This window comes from Actinomadura rifamycini DSM 43936 (assembly GCF_000425065.1).
In the GTDB taxonomy this organism is placed as follows: Bacteria; Actinomycetota; Actinomycetes; order Streptosporangiales; family Streptosporangiaceae; genus Spirillospora; species Spirillospora rifamycini.
In genome coordinates, this window is the sequence record NZ_AULB01000016.1 from 106,851 (window position 1) to 126,798 (window position 19,948).

Annotated in this window: 25 protein-coding genes; 9 read left to right on the forward strand and 16 right to left on the reverse strand. The window is 73.9% G+C overall.

What is annotated here, in order from left to right; translation table 11 throughout:
• The first annotated feature begins 15 nt into the window (after window positions 1–15).
• The 6 genes from H505_RS0116620 to hypF all read left to right on the forward strand — a co-directional run bounded on the left by H505_RS0116620 (window position 16) and on the right by hypF (window position 4,681).
• A complete protein-coding gene (locus tag H505_RS0116620; protein WP_026402900.1) occupies window positions 16–306 on the forward strand; it encodes a chorismate mutase in 291 nt (96 codons plus the stop codon).
• Window positions 307–519: 213 nt separating this feature from the next.
• A complete protein-coding gene (locus H505_RS42325; RefSeq protein ID WP_051300773.1) occupies window positions 520–900 on the forward strand; it encodes a PadR family transcriptional regulator in 381 nt (126 codons plus the stop codon).
• On the forward strand, window positions 897–1,496 hold the full coding sequence (locus H505_RS0116630; protein WP_026402901.1) for a D-sedoheptulose-7-phosphate isomerase: 600 nt from the start codon (window positions 897–899) through the stop codon (window positions 1,494–1,496). Before H505_RS42325 ends, H505_RS0116630 begins: the two co-directional genes overlap by 4 nt.
• A complete protein-coding gene (locus H505_RS0116635; protein ID WP_233618003.1) occupies window positions 1,493–1,714 on the forward strand; it encodes a HypC/HybG/HupF family hydrogenase formation chaperone in 222 nt (73 codons plus the stop codon). The genes H505_RS0116630 and H505_RS0116635 overlap by 4 nt, the downstream gene beginning before the upstream one ends.
• Before the next feature lie 10 nt (window positions 1,715–1,724).
• Window positions 1,725–2,375 carry a D-sedoheptulose-7-phosphate isomerase gene (locus tag H505_RS0116640; RefSeq protein WP_026402903.1) on the forward strand — a complete coding sequence of 217 codons (651 nt, stop codon included), beginning with the start codon at window positions 1,725–1,727 and terminating at the stop codon, window positions 2,373–2,375.
• A complete protein-coding gene (gene hypF, locus H505_RS0116645) occupies window positions 2,372–4,681 on the forward strand; it encodes a carbamoyltransferase HypF (protein ID WP_051300774.1) in 2,310 nt (769 codons plus the stop codon). The genes H505_RS0116640 and hypF overlap by 4 nt, the downstream gene beginning before the upstream one ends.
• A 58-nt stretch (window positions 4,682–4,739) precedes the next feature.
• Here the strand turns inward: hypF and hypE are convergent, their stop codons facing one another.
• From hypE to H505_RS42345, 13 genes are all read right to left on the reverse strand, one after another.
• Window positions 4,740–5,834, reverse strand: a complete 1,095-nt coding sequence (gene hypE, locus H505_RS0116650; protein ID WP_026402905.1) for a hydrogenase expression/formation protein HypE — start codon at window positions 5,832–5,834, stop codon at window positions 4,740–4,742.
• Window positions 5,831–6,961 carry a hydrogenase formation protein HypD gene (hypD, locus tag H505_RS0116655; protein WP_026402906.1) on the reverse strand — a complete coding sequence of 377 codons (1,131 nt, stop codon included), beginning with the start codon at window positions 6,959–6,961 and terminating at the stop codon, window positions 5,831–5,833. Before hypD ends, hypE begins: the two co-directional genes overlap by 4 nt.
• A gap of 35 nt (window positions 6,962–6,996) precedes the next feature.
• Window positions 6,997–7,281: a HypC/HybG/HupF family hydrogenase formation chaperone gene (locus tag H505_RS0116660; protein WP_026402907.1), complete on the reverse strand. Its 285-nt coding sequence runs from the start codon at window positions 7,279–7,281 to the stop codon at window positions 6,997–6,999.
• A 31-nt stretch (window positions 7,282–7,312) separates the two neighbouring features.
• Entirely contained in the window at window positions 7,313–7,420 is a 108-nt protein-coding gene (locus H505_RS52720) for a DUF6893 family small protein (RefSeq protein WP_425248255.1), read from the reverse strand.
• 64 nt (window positions 7,421–7,484) lie between these two features.
• Window positions 7,485–7,694, reverse strand: coding sequence for a hypothetical protein (locus tag H505_RS0116670; RefSeq protein ID WP_026402908.1), 210 nt, complete (start codon window positions 7,692–7,694; stop codon window positions 7,485–7,487).
• A gap of 2 nt (window positions 7,695–7,696) precedes the next feature.
• The gene (locus H505_RS42330) at window positions 7,697–8,431 is read right to left on the reverse strand and encodes a DUF5947 family protein (RefSeq protein WP_051300775.1); all 735 of its coding nucleotides are present in this window, start codon (window positions 8,429–8,431) and stop codon (window positions 7,697–7,699) included.
• Window positions 8,428–9,084, reverse strand: coding sequence for a NifU family protein (locus H505_RS42335; RefSeq protein WP_051300776.1), 657 nt, complete (start codon window positions 9,082–9,084; stop codon window positions 8,428–8,430). Before H505_RS42335 ends, H505_RS42330 begins: the two co-directional genes overlap by 4 nt.
• Window positions 9,077–10,882 (reverse strand): nickel-dependent hydrogenase large subunit, encoded by a 1,806-nt coding sequence (locus tag H505_RS0116685; protein ID WP_026402909.1) that lies wholly within the window; start codon window positions 10,880–10,882, stop codon window positions 9,077–9,079. Before H505_RS0116685 ends, H505_RS42335 begins: the two co-directional genes overlap by 8 nt.
• Before the next feature lie 34 nt (window positions 10,883–10,916).
• Window positions 10,917–11,981 carry an NADH-quinone oxidoreductase subunit B family protein gene (locus tag H505_RS0116690; protein ID WP_026402910.1) on the reverse strand — a complete coding sequence of 355 codons (1,065 nt, stop codon included), beginning with the start codon at window positions 11,979–11,981 and terminating at the stop codon, window positions 10,917–10,919.
• Window positions 11,978–12,538: a hemerythrin domain-containing protein gene (locus tag H505_RS0116695; protein WP_211238483.1), complete on the reverse strand. Its 561-nt coding sequence runs from the start codon at window positions 12,536–12,538 to the stop codon at window positions 11,978–11,980. Before H505_RS0116695 ends, H505_RS0116690 begins: the two co-directional genes overlap by 4 nt.
• Window positions 12,538–12,915 carry a hydrogenase maturation nickel metallochaperone HypA gene (locus H505_RS0116700; protein ID WP_245592547.1) on the reverse strand — a complete coding sequence of 126 codons (378 nt, stop codon included), beginning with the start codon at window positions 12,913–12,915 and terminating at the stop codon, window positions 12,538–12,540. The genes H505_RS0116695 and H505_RS0116700 overlap by 1 nt, the downstream gene beginning before the upstream one ends.
• Before the next feature lies 1 nt (window position 12,916).
• Window positions 12,917–13,492 (reverse strand): hydrogenase maturation protease, encoded by a 576-nt coding sequence (locus H505_RS42340; protein ID WP_051300777.1) that lies wholly within the window; start codon window positions 13,490–13,492, stop codon window positions 12,917–12,919.
• Complete coding sequence (locus H505_RS42345) at window positions 13,489–14,820, reverse strand: hypothetical protein (protein ID WP_245592542.1); 1,332 nt, start codon at window positions 14,818–14,820, stop codon at window positions 13,489–13,491. Before H505_RS42345 ends, H505_RS42340 begins: the two co-directional genes overlap by 4 nt.
• 204 nt (window positions 14,821–15,024) lie before the next feature.
• On the opposite strand from H505_RS42345, the gene H505_RS49865 reads away from it, so the two are divergent.
• Window positions 15,025–15,525, forward strand: a complete 501-nt coding sequence (locus tag H505_RS49865) for a hypothetical protein (protein ID WP_125612411.1) — start codon at window positions 15,025–15,027, stop codon at window positions 15,523–15,525.
• On the opposite strand, the gene H505_RS0116720 is transcribed toward H505_RS49865, so the two are convergent.
• The 3 genes from H505_RS0116720 to H505_RS42355 all read right to left on the reverse strand — a co-directional run bounded on the left by H505_RS0116720 (window position 15,482) and on the right by H505_RS42355 (window position 17,764).
• Window positions 15,482–16,063 (reverse strand): hypothetical protein, encoded by a 582-nt coding sequence (locus H505_RS0116720; protein WP_026402913.1) that lies wholly within the window; start codon window positions 16,061–16,063, stop codon window positions 15,482–15,484. The genes H505_RS49865 and H505_RS0116720 overlap by 44 nt on opposite strands.
• Before the next feature lie 122 nt (window positions 16,064–16,185).
• On the reverse strand, window positions 16,186–16,578 hold the full coding sequence (locus H505_RS0116725; protein WP_026402914.1) for a nuclear transport factor 2 family protein: 393 nt from the start codon (window positions 16,576–16,578) through the stop codon (window positions 16,186–16,188).
• Between the two features lie 82 nt (window positions 16,579–16,660).
• A complete protein-coding gene (locus H505_RS42355; protein WP_034518295.1) occupies window positions 16,661–17,764 on the reverse strand; it encodes a CapA family protein in 1,104 nt (367 codons plus the stop codon).
• Window positions 17,765–17,986: 222 nt separating this feature from the next.
• Here H505_RS42355 and H505_RS0116735 point away from each other — a divergent pair, with 222 nt between their 5' ends.
• Entirely contained in the window at window positions 17,987–18,421 is a 435-nt protein-coding gene (locus H505_RS0116735) for a Fur family transcriptional regulator (protein WP_026402915.1), read from the forward strand.
• 74 nt (window positions 18,422–18,495) lie between these two features.
• A complete protein-coding gene (locus H505_RS0116740; protein ID WP_026402916.1) occupies window positions 18,496–19,941 on the forward strand; it encodes a catalase in 1,446 nt (481 codons plus the stop codon).
• The last annotated feature ends 7 nt before the right edge of the window (window positions 19,942–19,948 follow it).

Below are 19,948 nucleotides of genomic sequence, written 5' to 3' on the forward strand. Positions count from 1 at the left end.
TGCGATGATCGGCGGATGGACGCCCCCCGGTCCCTCGCGGACGTGCGCAACCGCATCGACGGCATCGACGCCGAGCTGGTGCGGCTGCTGGCCGAGCGGCAGGCGCTCGTGCGCGCCGCCGCCGCGTTCAAGACGGACGAGCGGTCGGTGCGCGCGCCCGACCGCGTCGAGCAGGTCGTGGCGCTGGCCCGGTCGCGGGCGGCGGACGCGGGCCTGTCCCCGGACGTCGCCGAACCGGTGTGGCGCGCCATGATCGGCGCGTTCATCGAACTCGAACTCGGCGAAGTCGACTCCCGCGACGCCTAGCACCGTCCGGGCGAGCACGGTCGGGGCGAGCACGGTCGGGGCGAGCACGGTCGGGGCGAGCACGGTCGGGCGAGCACCGTCCGCCGTCTTCGCGGGGCGTCGCCGGACACACTGCGTGATCATGTGATCACACTGGGGTTTTCCGTGCCGGGCCCCGGGTAGTGCCCCTCCACGAGCATGATCACCCGCGTGGCGTCCCATGAGGAGATGTCCATGAACGGTTGCGAGGCGCGCGGCCTCCTGCATCCCTATCTGCTGCTCCTGATCTACGAGCGGCCCGGGCACGGTTACGACCTCATCGACCGGCTGTCCTGCCTCGGGGTGTCGGACGTGGAGCCGGGCCACGCGTACCGGGTGCTGCGCGGCATGGAGCGGGCGCGGCTGGTGGAGTCGACGTGGGTGCCGTCGGAGGCGGGCCCGGCGCGCCGCCGCTACGAGCTGACGCCGGAGGGCGTCGCCGACCTGGAGGCGTGGGCGCCGCGGCTCGCGCACCTCGGCGAGGTGATCACCTCGTTCCTGGCGCGCTGGAACTCGGCGGCGCGGGCGGCGGCCCCGGGCGCCGCGCGCGAGCCGCGGGCCGTGTCGTGGACGTGACGGCGCGGGCGGCCGTCCGGGACGCGTTCGACCGGCGGACGGAGCCGGGCCGGGCGGTCGCGGACGACGCGGAGGCGATCGCGCGGGCCTGCCACGCGATGGCGGTGCGGTTCCACGCGGGCGGGCGGCTGATCGTGTTCGGCAACGGCGGCCCGTGCGCGGACGCGCAGCACGTGGCGGTCGAGTTCGTGCATCCGGTGGTGGTGGGCAAGCGGGCGCTGCCCGCGTTCGCGCTGACGGGGGACGCGGCCACGCTGACGGCGGTCGCGCTGGCGGAGGGGTTCGACGAGGTGTTCGCGGCGCAACTGCGGACGCTGGCCCGGCCGGACGACATCGCGCTGGGGCTGTCGGCCGACGGCCGGTGCGCGAACGTGCGGCGGGGGCTGGCGGCCGCGGCGGAGATGGGGCTGCTCACGGTCGCGCTGACCGGCGGGGACGGCGACGCCGGCCGGCCGGTCGACCACGTGCTGCGGGCCCGGACGGACGACCCGCTGGTCGCGAAGGAGGTGCACGTGACCGTCTACCACCTGCTGTGGGAGCTGGTGCACGTGTTCTTCGAGCATCCGGGGACGCTGCGGAGGGAGACGTCCCGGTGAGCGCGGGGGGCGTGCCGGAGTGCCACGACGGGGTGTGCGTGACGTGCTCGGACGCGGCGGTGCGGGTGCGGGTCCGGGAGCTGCTCGGCGACGGGCTGGCGGTCGTCGACACCGCCGCCGGTCCGGAGGAGGTCAGCGTGGCGCTGGTCGACGCGCGGGTGGGGGACGTCGTGCTGGTGCACGCGGGGGAGGCGATCGCGGTGGAGGCGTCGCCGTGAGGGAGGGCGCGTGAGCGGGATCGAGACGCTGTACCCGTTCCTGTACGACAACGGGTCGGACCTCGACGCGGTGCTGGCCGAGGTGCGCCGGTCGACGGAGGAGAAGGCGGCGGAGATCGTCGCGCTGCGGGAGGAGCTGGCCGGCCCGCTGGCGGACGAGCTGGTCGCGTGCGCGAAGCGCGTCGCGTCGGCGGTCATCGGCGGGGGGCGGCTGTACGCGTTCGGCAACGGGGGGAGCTGCACGGACGCGCAGGACCTGGTGCAGCTGTGCATGCGGCCGCCGCGCGGCGCGCGGCCCGTCCCGGCGGTCTGCCTGACCGGGGACGTCGCGGCGCTGACGGCGCTCGCGAACGACGTCGGGTTCGCGGTGGTGTTCGCGCGGCAGCTCGCCGCGTTCGGGCGTGCGGGGGACGTCGCGGTGGGGTTCTCGACGAGCGGCGGTTCGGCGAACGTGCTGGGCGCGTTCGCGGAGGCGCGCCGCGCGGGCATGGCGACGGTCGGGTTCGCGGGGTACGGCGGCGGCGCGATGGCGGAGGCGGGCACGGTCGACCACCTGTTCACGGTGCCGTCGGCGTCGGTGCACCGGATCCAGGAGGCGCAGACGACCGTGTACCACGTGCTGTGGGAGCTGCTGCAGCGGGCGCTGGACGGCCGGCTGTGAGCCTCGGCGAGAAGGGCGCGGACGGGCGGGGGCGGCTCCGGATCCGCGTCGAGGGGACCGTGCAGGGCGTCGGGTTCCGGCCGTTCGTGCACGAGCTGGCCGGGACGTACGGGTTGTCGGGGTTCGTGGGCAACGACGCGTCCGGGGTGTTCGCGGAGGTCGAGGGGGACGCGGCGGCGCTGGCCCGGTTCGTCGGCGACCTCGGCGGCCGGGCGGCGCCGTCGCTCGCGGTCGTCGAGCGCGTCGTCGCCGAGCCGCTGCCGCCGCGCGGCGACCGGGGCTTCCGGATCGTGCCGAGCGAGGGCGGGGCGCCCGCCGCGCTCGTCTCGCCCGACGCCGCGACCTGCGACGCGTGCCTCGCGGAGACGTTCGCCGCGGACGGGCGGCGGGCGGGGTACGCGTTCACGAACTGCACGCGGTGCGGCCCGCGCTTCACGATCGTCCGGGACGTCCCGTACGACCGGTGCAGCACGACGATGGACGCGTTCGCGATGTGCGGCGCGTGCGCCCGGGAGTACGGGGACGAGCGGGACCGCCGGTTCCACGCCCAGCCCGTGTGCTGCCCCGACTGCGGGCCGGACCTGCGCGCGGTCGGCGCGGACGGGCGGCCGGTGCCCGGCGATCCGGTCGGGACGGCGGCGGGGTGGCTGCTGGACGGCCGGATCGTGGCGGTCAAGGGCCTCGGCGGGTACCACCTGGCGGCGCTGGCCGACGGCGAGGACGCGGTGGCGCGGCTGCGGGCGGGCAAGCGCCGGGAGCGCAAGCCGTTCGCGGTGATGGCGCCCGACCTGGCGGGCGCCCGCGCGCTGGTGCACGCGGACGCCGCCGCGGAGGCGCTGCTCGCGTCCCCGGCGCGGCCGATCGTGCTCGCCCCGCGCCGCCGCGGCGCGCGCGTCGCCGCGGCCGTCGCGCCGGGGAACCGGGAGCTGGGCGTGCTGCTGCCGTACACGCCGCTGCACCATCTGCTCGCCGCGCGGCTCGCCCGTCCGATCGTGCTGACCAGCGGGAACGTGGCGGACGAGCCGATCGTGACGGACGACGGCGAGGCGCTGCGGCGGCTCGCGGGCCTCGCGGAGGGGTTCCTGCTGCACGACCGCCGCATCCACGTGCGGGCGGACGACTCGGTCGTCCGGTCGTTCCGGGGGCGGGCGCTGCCGGTGCGGCGCTCGCGCGGGTTCGTCCCGGCGCCGCTGCGGACGCCGGTGGTGTTCCCGCGCCCGGTGCTGGCGTGCGGCGCGGAACTGAAGAACACCTTCTGCGTGGCGCGCGCGCACCACGCTTTCCTTTCGCACCACATCGGCGACTTGGAGAACTACGAGACCCTGGCGTCGTACCGGGAGGGCATCGAGCACTTCTGCCGGTTGTTCGGGGTGCGCCCGGAGGTCGTCGCGCACGACCTGCACCCGGAGTACCTGTCGACCAAGTACGCCCTCGACCTGGACGGGGTCGACCTCGTCGGCGTCCAGCACCACCACGCGCACATCGCGTCGTGCCTCGCCGACAACGGGGCGGACGGCCCGGTCATCGGCGTCGCGTTCGACGGGCTCGGCTTCGGCGACGACGGGACGCTGTGGGGCGGCGAGCTGCTCGTCGCGGACCTGGCGGGCTACCGGCGCGCCGGGCACCTGGAGGCGGTGCCGATGCCGGGCGGGGCGGCGGCCGTCCGGGAGCCGTGGCGGATGGCGGCGGCCTACCTGGCGGCGGCGTTCGGGGAGCACGCGCCGTGGCTGCCCGTCGCCGGGCGGCACCGGGACCGGTGGGCGGACGTCGTCCGGATGGCCCGGTCGGGGACGAACGCGCCCCCGACGTCGAGCGCGGGACGGCTGTTCGACGCGGTCGCGGCGATCGCCGGGGTCCGCGACACGGCCGGGTACGAGGGGCAGGCGGCGATCGAGCTGCAGCAGGCCGCCGACCCGCACGAGCGCGCCGCCTACCGGGCGGCCGTGACGGACGACCTGGTCATCCGGGGCACGGACCTGGTGCGGGGCGCGGTGGACGACGTCCTCGCGGGGGCGGGCGCCGGCGCGGTCGCCGCCCGCTTCCACAACGGGCTGGCGTGGGCGACCGTCCGCGCGGTGCGGATGCTGCGCGACCGCACGGGCCTGGACACGGTCGCCCTGTCGGGCGGCGTGTTCCAGAACGTCCTGCTGCTGGAGCGCGTCGTGTCCGGGCTGGAGGACTCGGGGTTCCGGGTGCTGACGCACTCGCGCGTCCCGCCGAACGACGGCGGCGTCGCCCTCGGCCAGGCGGTCGTCGCGGCGGCCCGCGACCGGGAGGGGTTCGCCCGGGACGCAGCCGCTTCCTGACCGTGTCCCGGGCGAGCAGAGCCGGGGGCGTGGGCGGGGGTGACGCGGGGCGCGCGATTCAGCAGATGCGGGGGAGCGGGTCGCCGACCAGCGTGTCGACGATGCGGGTGCCGCCGAACGCCGTCCGGAGCAGCACCAGGCCGGGCGGGTCGTCCCGGACGGTCCCGACGACCGCGGCGCCCGCGCCGAGCGGGTGCCCGTGCAGCACGGCGAGCGCCGCGTCCGCGCGCGTCCCGTCCACGACCGCGACGAACCGGCCCTCGCACGCCACGTACAGCGGCTCGATGCCGAGCAGCTCGCACGCGCCCGCGACGGCCGGGCGCACCGGCACCGCCGCCTCGTCCAGCACGACGCCGCACCCGGACGCGTCCGCGATCTCGTTCAGCACCGTCGCGACCCCGCCGCGCGTCGCGTCCCGCATCATCCGGACGCCGCCCGGCACCGCGTCGAGCAGCGCGGCGGTGAGCCCGTGCAGGGCGGCCGTGTCGGACGCGACGTCGGCCTCCAGGTCGAGTTCGCCGCGCGCCAGCATGACGGTGACGCCGTGGTCGCCGATCGGCCCCGACACCAGCACCGCGTCACCCGGGCGGACGGACCGCGCGCCCAGCTCTGCGCGCGCGCCCGCGCCTTCGAGGACGCCGATACCGGACGTGGTGATGAAGCACCCGTCGGCCTTGCCGCGCTCCACGACCTTGGTGTCCCCGGCGACGACCGCGACGCCCGCGCGCGCCGCCGCGTCCGCCATCGACCGGACGACGCGGCGCAGGTCGTCCACCGGGAAGCCCTCCTCCAGGACGAACCCCGCCGACAGGTACAGCGGCCGCGCCCCGCACACGGCGAGGTCGTTGACCGTCCCGTTCACCGCCAGCTCGCCGATGTCGCCGCCCGGGAAGAACAGGGGCGAGACGACGTGTGCGTCGGTCGTGAACACGAGCCGCCCGGCGTCCACGGGCAGGACGGCGCCGTCGTCGAGCGCCTCCAGCGCGGGGTTGCGGAACGCCTCCAGGAACACGGCGTCGACGAGCGTCTGCGTGGCCTTGCCCCCGGCGCCGTGGGCCAGCGTCACCCGTTCCTCCCGCACGCGGGGGCGGCGCCGGCGCGCGCGCTCGATGCGCTCCAGGACCAGCTCCTCACGGGACGTCTCCGCGGTCATGCCCGGCTCGCCTCCTGCACGCGCTCCCGCGTGAACCGGCCGAAGTTGTAGTACGCGGCGCACGCCCCTTCGGACGACACCATGCACGTCCCGATCGGCGTCTCCGGCGTGCACGCCGTCCCGAACACCTTGCACTCCCACGGTTTCAGGACGCCCTTCAGCACCTCGCCGCACTGGCACGCCTTCGGGTCCGCGACCCGCACCCCCGGCAGGTCGAACAGCCGCTCGGCGTCGAAGCGGGCGTAGGCGTCGCGCATCCGCAGCGCCGAGTGCGAGATGAACCCGAGGCCGCGCCACTCGAAGTACGGCCGCAGCTCCATGGTCTTCGCGATCGCGGCGAGCGCCCGCGGGTTGCCGTCCCACGGGACGACCCGGGCGTACTGGTTCTCGACCTCGCTGCGGCCCTCGTCGAGCTGCTCCAGCAGCATGTGCACCGACTGCAGGACGTCGAGCGGCTCGAACCCCGCGCACACGAGCGGCTTGCCGTACTCGCCCGCGATGAACCCGTACGGGCGGCAGCCGATCACCGTCGAGACGTGGCCGGGGCCGAGGAACCCGTCGAGCCGCAGGTCCGGCGAATCCAGGATCGCCTTGATGCCCGGGATGATCGTCACGTGGTTGCAGAAGACGGAGAAGTTGCGGATGTCCTCCGCCTCCGCGCGCAGCACGGTCATCGCGGTCGACGGCGCGGTCGTCTCGAACCCGATCGCCATGAACACGACCCGCCGCTCCGGGTTCCGCTTCGCGATCTTGAGGGCGTCCAGCGGCGAGTACACCATCCGGATGTCGGCGCCCGCCGCCTTCGCGTCCAGGAACGAGCCCGTGCCGCCCGGAACGCGCATCATGTCGCCGAACGACGCCAGGATCACGTCCGGGTGGTCGCGGGCGATCGCGACGGCGTCGTCCACCCGCCCCATCGGGATCACGCACACCGGGCATCCGGGCCCGTGCACGAGCTGCACGGTCTCCGGCAGGTAGTCCTCCAGCCCGTGCTTGTAGATCGTGTGGGTGTGGCCGCCGCACACCTCCATGAACTTGTAGAGCCGTCCCGGCTCGCACAGGGCGGCGATGCGCGCGGACAGCATCCGCGCCTGCTCCGCGTCGCGGTATTCGTCGACGAACCGCAATGGTCGCGCCTTTCCGTTCGGGTTGCCGTTCCGGTTCAGCTCCGGCCGAGATCGATGTCCGATCCGCGGAGCGCGTCCAGTTCGTCGTCGTACGCCGCGCCGAGCCCGCGCAGCAGCCGCAGCGTCGCGGCGGCCTCCGCCTCGTCGATCTTCGACATCGCGAACCCGACGTGCACGAGCACCCAGTCGCCGCACGCGAGCCGCTCGTCGTCGAGGAGGCCGACGTTCACGGCGCGGCGCACCCCGACGACCTCGACCTTCGCGATGTCCGTCCCGTCCGCCGGCAGCTCGACGATCTCCCCGGGGATGCCCAGGCACATCAGCCCGGCCCTCCGGCCGCGGCGGCCGGGCTCACATCCGTTCCATCTTGATGTAGCGCTTCACGGCCGGGTACTCCTTCACCAGCATGGCGAAGCAGGCCAGTCCGGCCACGGCCGCGGCGATCTTCCACAGGCGCATGTTCGTTCCTTCTCGGTCGGTCGGTCAGGTAGGTAGGTCGATCCGGTCGGGCCGGTCCCGGTGGTCAGCCGGGCGGCAGGTTGGGCATGATCGGCAGGATCGCGTCGTGCTTCTTCGGGTTGACCCCGGTCGAGCGGCGCGCGTCCGCCGTGCCGTCCTCGTGGTGGCCCCGCTGCTTGCGGTAGTTGCCTTCCTTGTTGCCCATGCGCACGCCCCGGGTGTGCGACGGCGTGTCGGTCTTGATGTGGGGCTTGCCCACCCTGATCTCGGACATGGTCACGTCACTCCCTTCTCGGCGGGGTGTTCCCCGGCGCGGGCGCCCGTCCCCTCACCCGCGCGGACGGCGAGGTCGGCGAAGAAGCGCCCGATCTCGGGCCACACGTCGCGGCCGCCGGACAGCCCCTTCCAGGACCGCCGGACGGCGGCGACGAGGCGGTAGCAGTCGTCGATCGGCACGAGCCAGCGCTCCTCGGCGAGCCCGCCGCGCCCGGCCGCGCCCGCGCCGGCGGACCCGGTGTGGACGAGCAGTGCCTCGACCTCGGGCGCCATCGACCGCAGCGGCTCGCAGCGTTCGGCGGCCGCGGCCCAGGCGGCCGGGTCGACGTCGCAGCGGGTGGCGCCGGCCGGGCTCGGGTAGTGCGCGGTGATCCGGCTCCCGCCCCCGTCGCCCTCGCCGTCGCCGTCTCCGGCGGCGTCGTGGCGGATGAAGAACGCCAGGCCGACCGGGACGCCCAGGCCGTCCACCGGCACGCCGGGCAGCCGGACCCGGCGGCCCGGGACGAGCCGGAAGTGGCCGCGGCCCTCGGCGTCCCGGCCCGCCGCGTCCCGCTCGAACAGCAGCGCGCAGGCGCGGCAGGCGCACAGCAGCCCGTCCCCGCGCTCGTCGAGGACGTGCGCGTGCCCGCCGCCGTGGTCGTCCGGGATCGGTTCGGCGCACAGGTCGCAGCGCTCCCCGGCGGCGGTGTCGCGGCGCGCGGCCGCGCGCGCGACGAGGCGTTCGAGCGCGGTCATGCGGGCCCTCCCGCCGGCGGCACGGCGCGGAACAGCGACTCGACCGGCACGAACGCCCCCGCACCGGCCGCGGCGGGACGTCCGGACGGCGCCCGGACCGGCTCGATCGCCGACAGTTCGGGCGCGACGCCGAGCACCGCGTCGCGGACCGCGTCCTCGACCCTCCCGGCGGTGTCCGCGCCGCCGCCGCAGCTCCCGCAGCCGCCGCCGCCCGCCTCGTCCGGGAGCCGCACGCGCGCGACGCCGTCCTCGATGCCGTCCAGTTCCAGCTCGACGTCCGCGCCGTGCGAGCCGAGCTGCTCGCGGATGTCGGCCAGGGCCCGCGCCACCCGCTCCTCGACGGGCGCCGGGTGCACGTCGTGGAGCGCGAGCAGGTGCCCGACGAGGTCGTCGTCGGTGAGCGCGGAGACGAGCCGGGCGTCGTGCGCGGCGCGGTCCATGACGCGGGCGAGGGCCTCGCCGTACACCTCGGCGAGGGTCGCGACCGTGTCGAGCGCGCTCTCCGCCGTCCGGCCGGGCGTCCGCTCCAGCGCGGCGAGCGCCGCCTCGATGCGGGTGAGCCGCTCGGCGACGTCGCCCTCGCCGAGCCGCCCGTCGTCCCGCCGGTCGTCCGGTCGCCCGGTCGGGCGCCCGTCCCGCCGCTGCTCAGCCATGGGTCGCGCCGAACATGGGCGAGTGGATCTTCTCGAGCTTCTTCCCCTTGCCGAGGTACATGTGGACGCCGCAGGGCAGGCACGGGTCGAAGCTGCGGACGGCCCGCATGATGTCGACCCCGCGGAAGTCGTCCGGGCCGTTCTCCTCGAAGATCGGCATGTCCTGGACGGCGTCCTCGTACGGGCCGGGCGTGCCGTAGCTGTCGCGCGGGCTGCCGTTCCACGGCGTCGGCGGGTACGGGTGGTAGTTCGCGATCTTGCCCTTCTGGATCACCATGTGGTGGGACAGGACGCCGCGGACCGCCTCGTGGAAGCCGCAGCCGATCGCCTCGTCCGGCACGTCGAAGTCCTCGAACACCTTCGTGTCGCCCGCCCGGACGCGCTGCAGCGCCTCCTCGACGAACTGGACGGCCATCGCGGCGGCGTACGCCACGAAGTACACGCGCGCGCGGTTCCGCTCGATGGCGTTCGACCACGGCGGGATCCGCCATTCGAGGGTCGTCTCGGGCAGCGACTCGCCCTTCGGCAGGCTGATCTGCACGCTCTGCCCGGTCGACTTCACGTACGGGGTGTCGACGAGCCCCGCGAGCGCCGTCGTGTAGAGCCGGGCGAACGGGCCGCCGCCGGTGTCGAGCGCCAGGTGGTCGCCGGTGTTCTTGTCGAACCAGCGCGGGCTCATCACCCAGCTGTACTTGTCGTCGAAGTCGCGCTTCCGCGGCGCCGGGAGCGTCGTCTGGTTCCAGGGGTGCCGCATGTCGACCGGGTTGCCGAGCGGGTCGTGGGTGACGAACGGGTCCTCGTTCACCCAGTCGTCGTAGTAGGAGCTGCCCAGCAGGATGCGGATGCCGAGGTTGATGTCGACGAGGTTCGTGGTCAGCAGCTCGCCGTCCACGACGATGCCGGGCGTCACGTACATCGCGCGGCCCCAGCGCTCCATGGTCTCGTACTTGTAGTCGACGACCTCGGGGTTCTGGAACGCGCCCCAGCAGCCGAGCAGGACGCGGCGGCGGCCGACCTCCTCGTAGCCGGGCAGGGCCTCGTAGAAGAAGTCGAACACGTCGTCGTTCATCGCGACGGCCCGCTTCACGAAGTCGACGACCCCGATCAGCCGGCTGAGGTAGTCGGTGAAGAGGCTCGGCTCCGGCATCGTCCCGACGCCGCCCGGATACACCGTGGACGGGTGGACGTGCCGGCCCTCCATCAGGCAGAACATCTCGCGGGTGACGCGGCTGACCTTGAGGGCCTCCTTGTAGAGGGCGCCCTCGAACGGGTTGAACGCCGCCATGATGTCGCCGATCGTCCGGTACCCGTGGATCCCGGCGTTCGGCGCCTCGGTCTCCCGGGCCCGCCGCAGCACGCTCGGGTTCGTGTCCTTGACCATCGCCTCGCAGTAGTCGACGAAGACGAGGTTGTCCTGGAAGATCGTGTGGTCGAACATGTACTCGGCGGCCTCGCCGAGGTTCAGGATCAGCTCGCCCAGCGGCGGGGTCTTGATGCCGTACGCCATGTTCTGCGCGTACACCGAGCATGTCGTGTGGTTGTCGCCGCAGATCCCGCAGATGCGGGAGGTGATGAACCCGGCGTCCCGCGGGTCCTTGCCCTTCATGAAGACCGAGTAGCCGCGGAACAGCGAGGACGTGCTGTGGCACTCGGCCACCCGCCGGTTCGCGAAGTCGATCTTCGTGTAGATGCCGAGGTTGCCGATGATGCGGGTGATCGGGTCCCAGGACATCTCGACGAGCTGCTCGGATCCCGTCGCCCCGGCCGGCGCCGGCTTCGTCTGCGCGGTGTGCGCCATGGGTCGTTCCCTCTTTCCGGTGTCGCGGGCGGCGCTACGGGCGGTAGCGCGGGTCGTAGCCGCTGGTCAGCACGTCCTTGTTGTGGTGCCACCGCGGTTCCCGGTTCGCGGTGCGGTTGGTGATCCCGCGCATCCGGCGGATGAAGCCCCCGTACGGCCTGATCAGCATCGAGGAGAGGCTGCCGCCGGGCGGCTGGTCCATGAACGGCATGAACTTGTCCGGGAAGCCCGGCATCGTGCAGGCGATGCAGATGCCGCCGACGTTCGGGCAGCCGCCGACCCCGTTCATCCAGCCGCGCTTGGTGACGTTGCAGTTCACCACCGGGCCCCAGCAGCCGATCTTCACCTGGCACTTCGGCGAGTTGTAGTCCCGGCCGAAGTCGGCCTGCTCGTAGTACGCGGCGCGGTCGCAGCCCTCGTGGACCGTCTTGCCGAACAGCCACTGCGGGCGCAGCATGTCGTCCAGCGGGGGCGGCGGCGCGGCGCCCGCCGCGTGGTACAGCACCCAGGTCAGGGTCTCCATGAAGTTCTCCGGCTGCACCGGGCAGCCGGGGATGTTCACGATCGGCAGCGCCCCCGCCGACCGGAAGTCCCACCCGAGGTAGTCGGCGAGGCCCATGCAGCCGGTCGGGTTGCCCGCCATCGCGTGGATCCCGCCGTACGTCGCGCACGTCCCGGCCGCGACGACCGCCCACGCGCGGGGCGCGAGCATGTCGATCCACGTGTTCAGCGTCATCGGCTCGCCGGTGTCCGGGTCGTTGCCGAACGACGTCCAGTAGCCGTCCCCGTTGATCTTCTCGTTCGGGATCGACCCCTCGATGACGAGGATGAACGGCTCCAGCTCGCCGCGCGCCGCGGCCCGGAACGCCGCGAGGAACTCCTCGCCGCCGAGCGTCGGCGACAGCACCTTGTTGTGCAGGTTCACCTTCGGCAGGCCCGGGATCACCCCGTTGACGACGTCCTCGATCGCCGGCTGGGACGAGGCCGTCACCGACACCGTGTCGCCGTCGCAGCTCATCCCCTCGGATATCCACAGGATGTGGATCTCGTCGAACCCGTCCGGGGCCGTGGTCCCGCCCCGCTCGCGCGTCTGCGTCATGTCCGTGGCCTCCCTTGCGCCCGGTCGCGCATCCGGTCGTAGGCGGCGGCCACCGGGGCCGCCACCGTGAGCCCCGGCGGACGGTCCGGGGCGTGCGGGTGCGGGCGCGTCGGCGCCGTCCCCTTCGCCTTCTCCAGCGTCCGCCCGAGGTCCTGCAGCGCCGTCTCGTCCACCGCCTCGCGGAGGCGCGGCATCAGCACGCCCTCCTCGTCCTCCAGGTGCTCCTCGACGTCGCGGCGGAGCAGCTCGATCAGTTCCTCCGCGCGCCCGCCGGCCCGGCCGTCCGACCGCGCCAGGGCGTCCAGCTCGGCCAGCGCCTCCTTCACCGCCATGTGCTCGTCCAGGTGCCGCCGCACCAGCGACTCGTCCCGCAGCGCCTTCGCCGCGAACGGGTAGAAGATCAGCTCCTCGACGGCGGCGTGCTTGGACAGCTCGCGCACGAGGATGTCGACGACGCCGTTGCGCTGCGTCGCGGACGCCGCCGCGTGGAAGTCGCGGAAGAGCTGCTCGACCATCCGGTGGTCGTGCTTGAGCAGGTCGATCGCGTCCATCGCCATCACGCGCTCCCCCGCTCCGGTTCGGGCTCGGGCGCGGCGTCCGGCGCGTCCGCCGCGACGGTGATCGACTCCAGGACCACGTCGTCGCGGCCCCGCGTCTCGACGTCCACGCCGCCGCACACCGGGCACGCGGCGAGCTGCGCCGCCGACCCCACGGGCGTCGTGCCGCCGCAGTCGCGGCAGTGCACCGACAGCGGCTCCATGACCAGGTCGATGACCGCGCCCTCGATCTCGGTGCCCTCGGCCGCCAGCCGGAACCCCTGGTCGATGACGTCCGGGTCGACGGGATGGCCGCCGACGCGCACCCGGACGCCGCTCACCGGGCGCCCCCTGGCGCGCCTGCGCGCGGCGTCCACGATCGCGTCGCACATTCCCATTTCATGCACTGGTCGCCTCCGTATCGGTCCTGCGGATGTGGGCCGTGTGGTCGGGCCGCTCGGACGTCCGCGCGGCCTCCTCGCGGGCGAGCCGCCCCACCAGCCGGACGGCCTCGTCCAGCGCGGCGGTCACCGGAGCGGACAGCCCCATCCGCTCCCCGACGTCCGCGGGCCGGCACCCGACGACGAGCACGCGCTCCACCCGGCCGCCGAGCCGGTGCAGCAGCCGCAGCACCGCGAGGGGGTGCATGCCGTGGCCGTCCACCGGGGGCACGCCGAACGGGCCGTCGTCGTCCGCGCCGTCCGGGTCGGCGCCGGCGCCGGTCGCGTCCAGGACGGCCAGCTCCCCGGGCCGCGCGCCGTCCAGCGGGACGGCGTCCACCATGATCAGCGTGTCGTGGCGGCCGTCGAGCAGTTCGTAGGCGAGGTGGACACCGCGGATGCCGTAGTCGGCGACGTCCACGTTCTCCGGCAGGCCCGGCGCGTCCAGCCGCCGGACGACCTCGACGCCGAAGCCGTCGTCGCCCAGGAAGATGTTGCCGATGCCCGCCACGAGCACCCGGCGCGTCCGCGTCACCGCGCGCTCCCCTCGTCCGCGAGCGGCTCGTCCGCCAAGGGCTCGTCGGTGAGGGGCTCCACCTCATCGGGCGCGAAGTACCGGAACCGCCCGTACCAGCGGTTCAGCTCGGAGGCGGGGTCGTCCTCCAGGGAGACCGCGAGGTGGCGGGCGTCGTCGACGTCGGTGAGGACGGCCTCCACGGTCGCGGTGCGGCCGTCGAGGAAGCGGTCCTGCGGGTCCGTGCCGTGCGGCCGCGGCCGCAGCCGCACCCGGCTGCCGCGCCCGACCGCGACGCCGTCCACCAGCACCGTCCCGCCGTCCGCCGGATCGTCCGCCGGGGCGTCCGCCGCCTCCGGGAGCGGGCCCAGGGACCGGACGGCGCCGTGCAGCCGCTCGAACACCTCGTCCGGCATCGCGTCGACCCGGTCGAGGATCGCGGCGGCGCGGGCGTCGGTGGCCCGCGCCTCCCGCTTCTCCGCGTCGGTCAGCGTCATCGTCCGCAGCGACAGGATCTCGTCGATCTCCGTCGCGTCGTGCAGGTCGCCGGGGCTCTCCGGCGCGATCCGCGGGTGGTCGTACAGCAGGATCGGCGCCGACAGGACGAGCCCGCGCTCGCCCTCGGGCCCGGCGAGCACCGGGAACGCGTGCACGTTCACGCACTCGCGGGCGGCGTGCTCGGCCCACCGCGGCGGGTCCAGCAGCGACACGAACGCCCCGTCGACGGTCGCGACCATCGTGTGCGCGGCGAGCATCGACCAGCGCAGCGCCTCGTCGCGGGACGCGGCGGCCCGGTCGGCGGTGTGCCCGTTCTCGACCCGGATCCGCAGCCGGTGCAGCGGGAACGGCGCGTCGCGGCGGGACGCGGACATCGTCACGGTCGCGTCGACGTCGAGGCGGCGCCGGACGACCCGGCCGCCCTCGACGTCCTCGTGCTCCTCGCCCGCCGGGGCCCGGACGGTGAACCGCCGCTCGCCCGCGAGCAGGTCGGCCAGCGGCGCGGCGACGTCGAACTCGTGCGGGACCGCCTCGTCGAACGGGACGTGCGGGCCGAGCGCGGCGACGTCCTCGAACGTCCCGTCGGGGCGGCGGCGCTCGACCGTCCGGCGCTGGATCCGCAGGAACCGCAGCCGGCAGGTGATCGCGGCGTCGCCGGGGGCCTCCAGCAGGCATTCGGTCTGCTGCCACCACGACTCGGCGGACCCGGCGACGCCCGTGTCGTCGAGCCCGTGCGCGTCCGCCCACGAGCGCGGCGCGAGCACCCCGAACTGCCAGCGGACCCGGTTCTTGCCGGACGAGCGGCGGTACGGGTACAGCAGGTAGCCCTCGTACAGAATGGCGTCGGCCACCGCCCGAACGCTTTCGAAACCGGTCGCCGCCATCGCCTCTCTCCCCTTACCGGAACGCCCCGTGCGTCCTTTTTCGGGTCTATCAACGGGCCGCCGGTCCAGGTAAGTGGCGCCCGCCGATAAGTGACGGCGTCACCTACCGGTCCGGCGCGCGGCCGTGCTGTAATCGCGGTGCGCGGAACGCGGCGATCGGCGGGGGCTGGGATGCGAAGGCGCAGGCAGCGGCACGGGGACACCGTGCGGGCGGCCGCCCGCGGCGCGGTGGGGGCGATGGCGATGACGGGGCTGCGCACCGTCACGGCGGCGGCCGTGCCGCGGCAGACGAGCCCGCCTGCGGCCATTGTGGAAGAGCAGGCCCCGGTAGTGGTCAGGAAACTGCCGGAACGGCAGCGCGAAGCGTTGACCGAAGTGTTCCACTGGGTTTACGGGGCGGGCGGCGGCGCGCTTTTCGGCCTGCTGCCGGACCGGGTCCGCGGCCACCGCCTGTCCGGCCCGGCGTACGGGCTGGCGGTCTGGCTCGGCTACGAGCTGGTCGTGGGTCCCGCCCTCGGCGTCGAGCACTCCCCGCACCGCCACGGCGTCTGGCGGGCGCTCGTCGCGCTCGACCACCTGCTGTACGGCGTCGTCGTCGCCGGCCGCCTCGCCCCCGAACCGACCGCCGTCACGCGTCCCCGCCGGCCGCGCCGTCCCGGACGCGGCGCATGAAGTAGTGGGCGGTGACGACCGCGAGCAGCGGCCCCCAGGCGAGGAACGGCGCGTACGCGAGCGTCATCACCCAGGCCGCGGCGCCCTCCGGGGCCTCCGGCGCCGCCATCGCGTCCGACCAGTTCGCGGCCGCCGCGAACCCGATCAGCGTCACCGCGACCGCGCCGAGCGACGCCGCGCCGACCGCGAACGCCACCGGCACGCGGCGCCCGCCGACCAGCGGGATCCACCGGGGGAACACCTCGCCCCACGGCCGCACCAGGCCGAGCGTGAGCAGCGCGAGGCACTCGGACAGGAGGCTCAGCGCGAACACGTACGGGGTGCCGATCGGGTGCGGGAAGTCCGTCATGTCGCTGCCCTCGGCGAAGCCGAGCGGCACGCCGAGGCCGAGCGCGACCCGCCACAGCCCGGACGGCAGGACGGTCAGCGGCACGAGGTGCGCGACCCGTTCGGCCCATCGCGGCACGGGCCGGGCGGTGCCGGGGCGGCCGGGCGCGCCCGCGCCGGGGCGGGCGGCGGGCTGGGCGGTGACGGTCATGGCGGCCTCCAGAGGTGCTGGTCAGGACGCCTCCATGCTCGCGACCGCGCCCCTGCGGGCACGTCCCTCGCGGGTACCCGGCCCCTCGCCCGTGCGGGGGAGCCCCGCCGGGGCGGGCGGGGTCAGCCGCCGAGCGCCTCGCGCTCGATGCGGTCGAACTGGGCGCCCATCGCCTCGGCGAGGGCGTTCGCGCCCGACAGCGGCCGCACCATCACCATGAACTCGGCGATCTTCCCCTGGTCGTCGAGCCGGAGGAAGTCGCAGCCGTCCAGGTCCCGGTCGCCGACGCGGGTCTTGAACACGAGCGCGTGCTCCCGGCCGTCCGCGCCCTCCAGCTCGCCCACGTACCGGAAGTCCTCGAACACGCGGAAGACGCCCCGCAGGATCGCGGCCGTGATCGCCTTGCCCTCGTAGGGCTTGTGCGCGACCGGGCTGACGAACACGACGTCGTCGGCCAGCAGCGCGATCGCGCCGTCGACGTCGCCCGCCTCCACGGCCTTCCGGAACGCGTGCATGCCGCACCTCCGTACTCGAATCGCTGACCAGGTGCGAGCGACACTACCCACCGGTCGCCCCGCCGGACCGCGGGCCCTGCGGTCAGGGGGCGGCGGTCGGCTTCGCGTTCAGGCCGGTGCACTCGCGCAGGCCGTTCCAGCGCTTCACCTCGGCCTTCGCCGCGGCGCCCTTGAGCGGGATCGGGACGCCGCCCTGGATGCTGACGGGCATCCACTTGTCCTTCGTGACCTTGCCGTTCTCGACGCGCAGCGCCAGGATGCCGGAGCGCGCGCTCTGGCCGCGGGCCGAGGCGAACAGGAAGTTCCCCATGCCGTAGTGGATGTAGGCGCCGTTGTCCATGTAGCCGCCGCCCAGCGGGATGTGCGCGTGGCCGCCGACGATGATGTCGGCGCCGGCGGCGGTGAGCTCCTGGGCGAGCGTCTTCTGGCGCGGCAGCGGGCAGGGGTTGAGCTCCTGCCCCCAGTGCACGTGGACGATGACCAGGTCGGAGCCCTCCGCGGCCTCCTTCACCGCCTGCACCATCCGGGGGACGTTCTTGGCGGAGGCGAGTCCGGGCTTGGTGTCGGTCGCCGTCCACGCCTCGATGAGGTTGTCGTCGAGCACCTGGGTGGCGCCGACGATCGCGATCTTGTTGCCCTTCACCGTCGTCCGGTACGGCTTGTACGCCTCGGCGGCGTTCATCCCGATCCCCACGGTGGGGAAGCGGCTCTTCTTGATCGCCGCCATGGAGTCGCGCAGCCCGGACACCCCGTAGTCCATGCCGTGGTTGTTCGCCATGGACGTCACGTCCACCCCGGCGGCCTTCAGCGCGGTGAACGCCGAGGCGGGGGCGCGGAACGCGTACGTCTTCGGGGCCTTCGTCCCGCCCTCGGTGATCGCCGTCTCCAGGTTCACCATCGCGAGGTCGGCCTTGCGGAGGGTCGCCGCGGTCGGCCCGAACGCCGTCTTCGGCTTCGCGAGGCGGGGGCGGAGCTGGGCCTCGAAGTTGCTGTCGCCCGCGAACGCCAGCACGATCGGCTCCTTCGCCGGTTCGGACGGGCTCGGCGGCGGGGCGGGCGGCGTCGAGCCCGCCGGGGAGGTGGCGCCCGCGGCCGGGGGCGTGTCGCCGCCCGTCAGCCCGCACGCCGCCGAGGCGAGGAGCATCCCGCCGGCCGCGGCCGCCGCCGCGATCCTGCTCCGCCGCATGTTCCCGCGCACCTTGTTCATGGACCGGCCTCCGCTCGGGCTCCCGTGACGGGACGAGCATGCCATGCGGCCGGCAGTGCGATGCCCCGCGACCTGCGGTTTCGACGAAAAGGTGATGCAGGTGAGACAACGCCCACACATCGTCGCGCGACCGCGGCCCCACTAAGCCTGTACGATTCGTTTTCTTGAATCATTCGTGTTTGTGAGGGTACGTTGGGACGCATGACCGCCACCGAGACGCCGAACGCCGCCGCCGAGCTGCGCGGCGCCGGGCTGCGCGTGACGGCGGCCCGGGTCGCGATCCTGGAGACCGTCCGCGCCGGGAACCACCTCGGCGTCGACGCCGTCGCCGCAGGGGTCCGCGAGCGCGTGGGCCGCGTCTCGCTGCAGGCCGTCTACGAGGCCCTGCACGCGATGACCGCGGCCGGGCTGGTGCGCCGGATCGAGCCGGCCGGCAGCCCCGCCCGGTTCGAGGGCCGCATCGGCGACAACCACCACCACCTCGTCTGCCGCCGGTGCGGCACCGTCCGGGACGTCGACTGCGCCGTGGGGCACCCGCCCTGCCTGGAGCCCGTCGACGACTCCGGATTCCTCGTCGACGAGGCGGACGTCACGTTCTGGGGCCTGTGCCCCGCCTGCCGACCCGGCCCCCGGTGAGCACGACTTCCCACGCCACGACGCACCAGAACAGCACGCAACAGAGCAGCACGCACCAGAGAGGAACCGCGCCCATGTCCGAGAGGCCGACCACCACCACCGACGCCGGGATCCCCGCGCCCAGCGACGCGCACTCCCAGTCCGTCGGCCCGAACGGCCCCCTGCTGCTGCAGGACCACTACCTCATCCAGAAGATGGCGCACTTCAACCGCGAGCGCGTCCCCGAGCGCGTCGTCCATGCGAAGGGCGGCGGCGCGTACGGCGTTCTGGAGATCACCGAGGACGTCAGCCAGTTCACCCGCGCCAAGCTCTTCCAGAAGGGCGCCCGCACCGAGTCGCTGGTGCGGTTCAGCTCCGTCGCGGGCGAGCTCGGCTCGGCCGACGCGGGCCGCGACCCGCGCGGCTTCTCGATCAAGTTCTACACCGAGGAGGGCAACTACGACCTCGTCGGCAACAACACCCCGGTCTTCTTCATCCGGGACCCGCAGAAGTTCTCCGACTTCATCCACTCGCAGAAGCGCCGCGCCGACAACCACCTGCGCGACAACAACATGCAGTGGGACTTCTGGACGCTCTCGCCCGAGTCGGCGCACCAGGTGTCCTGGCTGATGACCGACCGCGGGACGCCCGCGTCGTGGCGGCACATGAACGGGTACGGCTCGCACACGTTCCTCTGGTACAACGCCGCCGGTGAGAAGTTCTGGGTGAAGTACCACTTCAAGACCGACCAGGGCATCAAGAACTTCACCGCCGAAGAGGCCGACGCCCAGGACCCGGACGTCCACATCCGCGACCTGTACACCGCGATCCAGCGCGGCGACCACCCGTCCTGGACGGTGCAGGTGCAGATCATGCCGTTCGAGGACGCGGCCGACTACCGGTTCAACCCGTTCGACCTCACCAAGGTGTGGCCGCACGGCGACTACCCGCTGATCACCATCGGGAAGTGGACGCTGAACCGGAACCCGGAGAACTACTTCGCCGAGATCGAGCAGGCCGCGTTCGAGCCCGCCAACTTCGTCCCCGGCATCGGCCCGTCCCCCGACAAGATGCTGCAGGGCCGGCTGTTCTCCTACCCGGACGCCCACCGCTACCGGATCGGCGCGAACTACCTGCACCTTCCGGTGAACCGCCCGCACTCGCCCGTCCACAGCTACAACAAGGACGGCGCGATGGCGTTCTACAACTCCGGCGACCCGGTGTACGCGCCGAACTCGGTCGGCGGGCCGCAGGCGGACCCGGAGCTGTGGAAGGGCGAGAGCTACGAGGTCGCGGGCGAGATCGTCCGCAGCGCCTACCGGCTGCACAGCGAGGACGACGACTTCGTGCAGCCGCGCGCCCTGTGGGAGAAGGTCCTCGGGGAGACCGACCGCGACCACATGGTGCACAACATCCTCCTGCACGCGAACGCGCCGGAGGTCACGGGCGACATGAAGAAGCGCGTGGTCGAGTACTGGCGCAACGTCCAGAAGAACCTGGGCGACCGCGTCGCGCAGGGCCTCGGCGTCAACGGCTCCTGACCCTTCC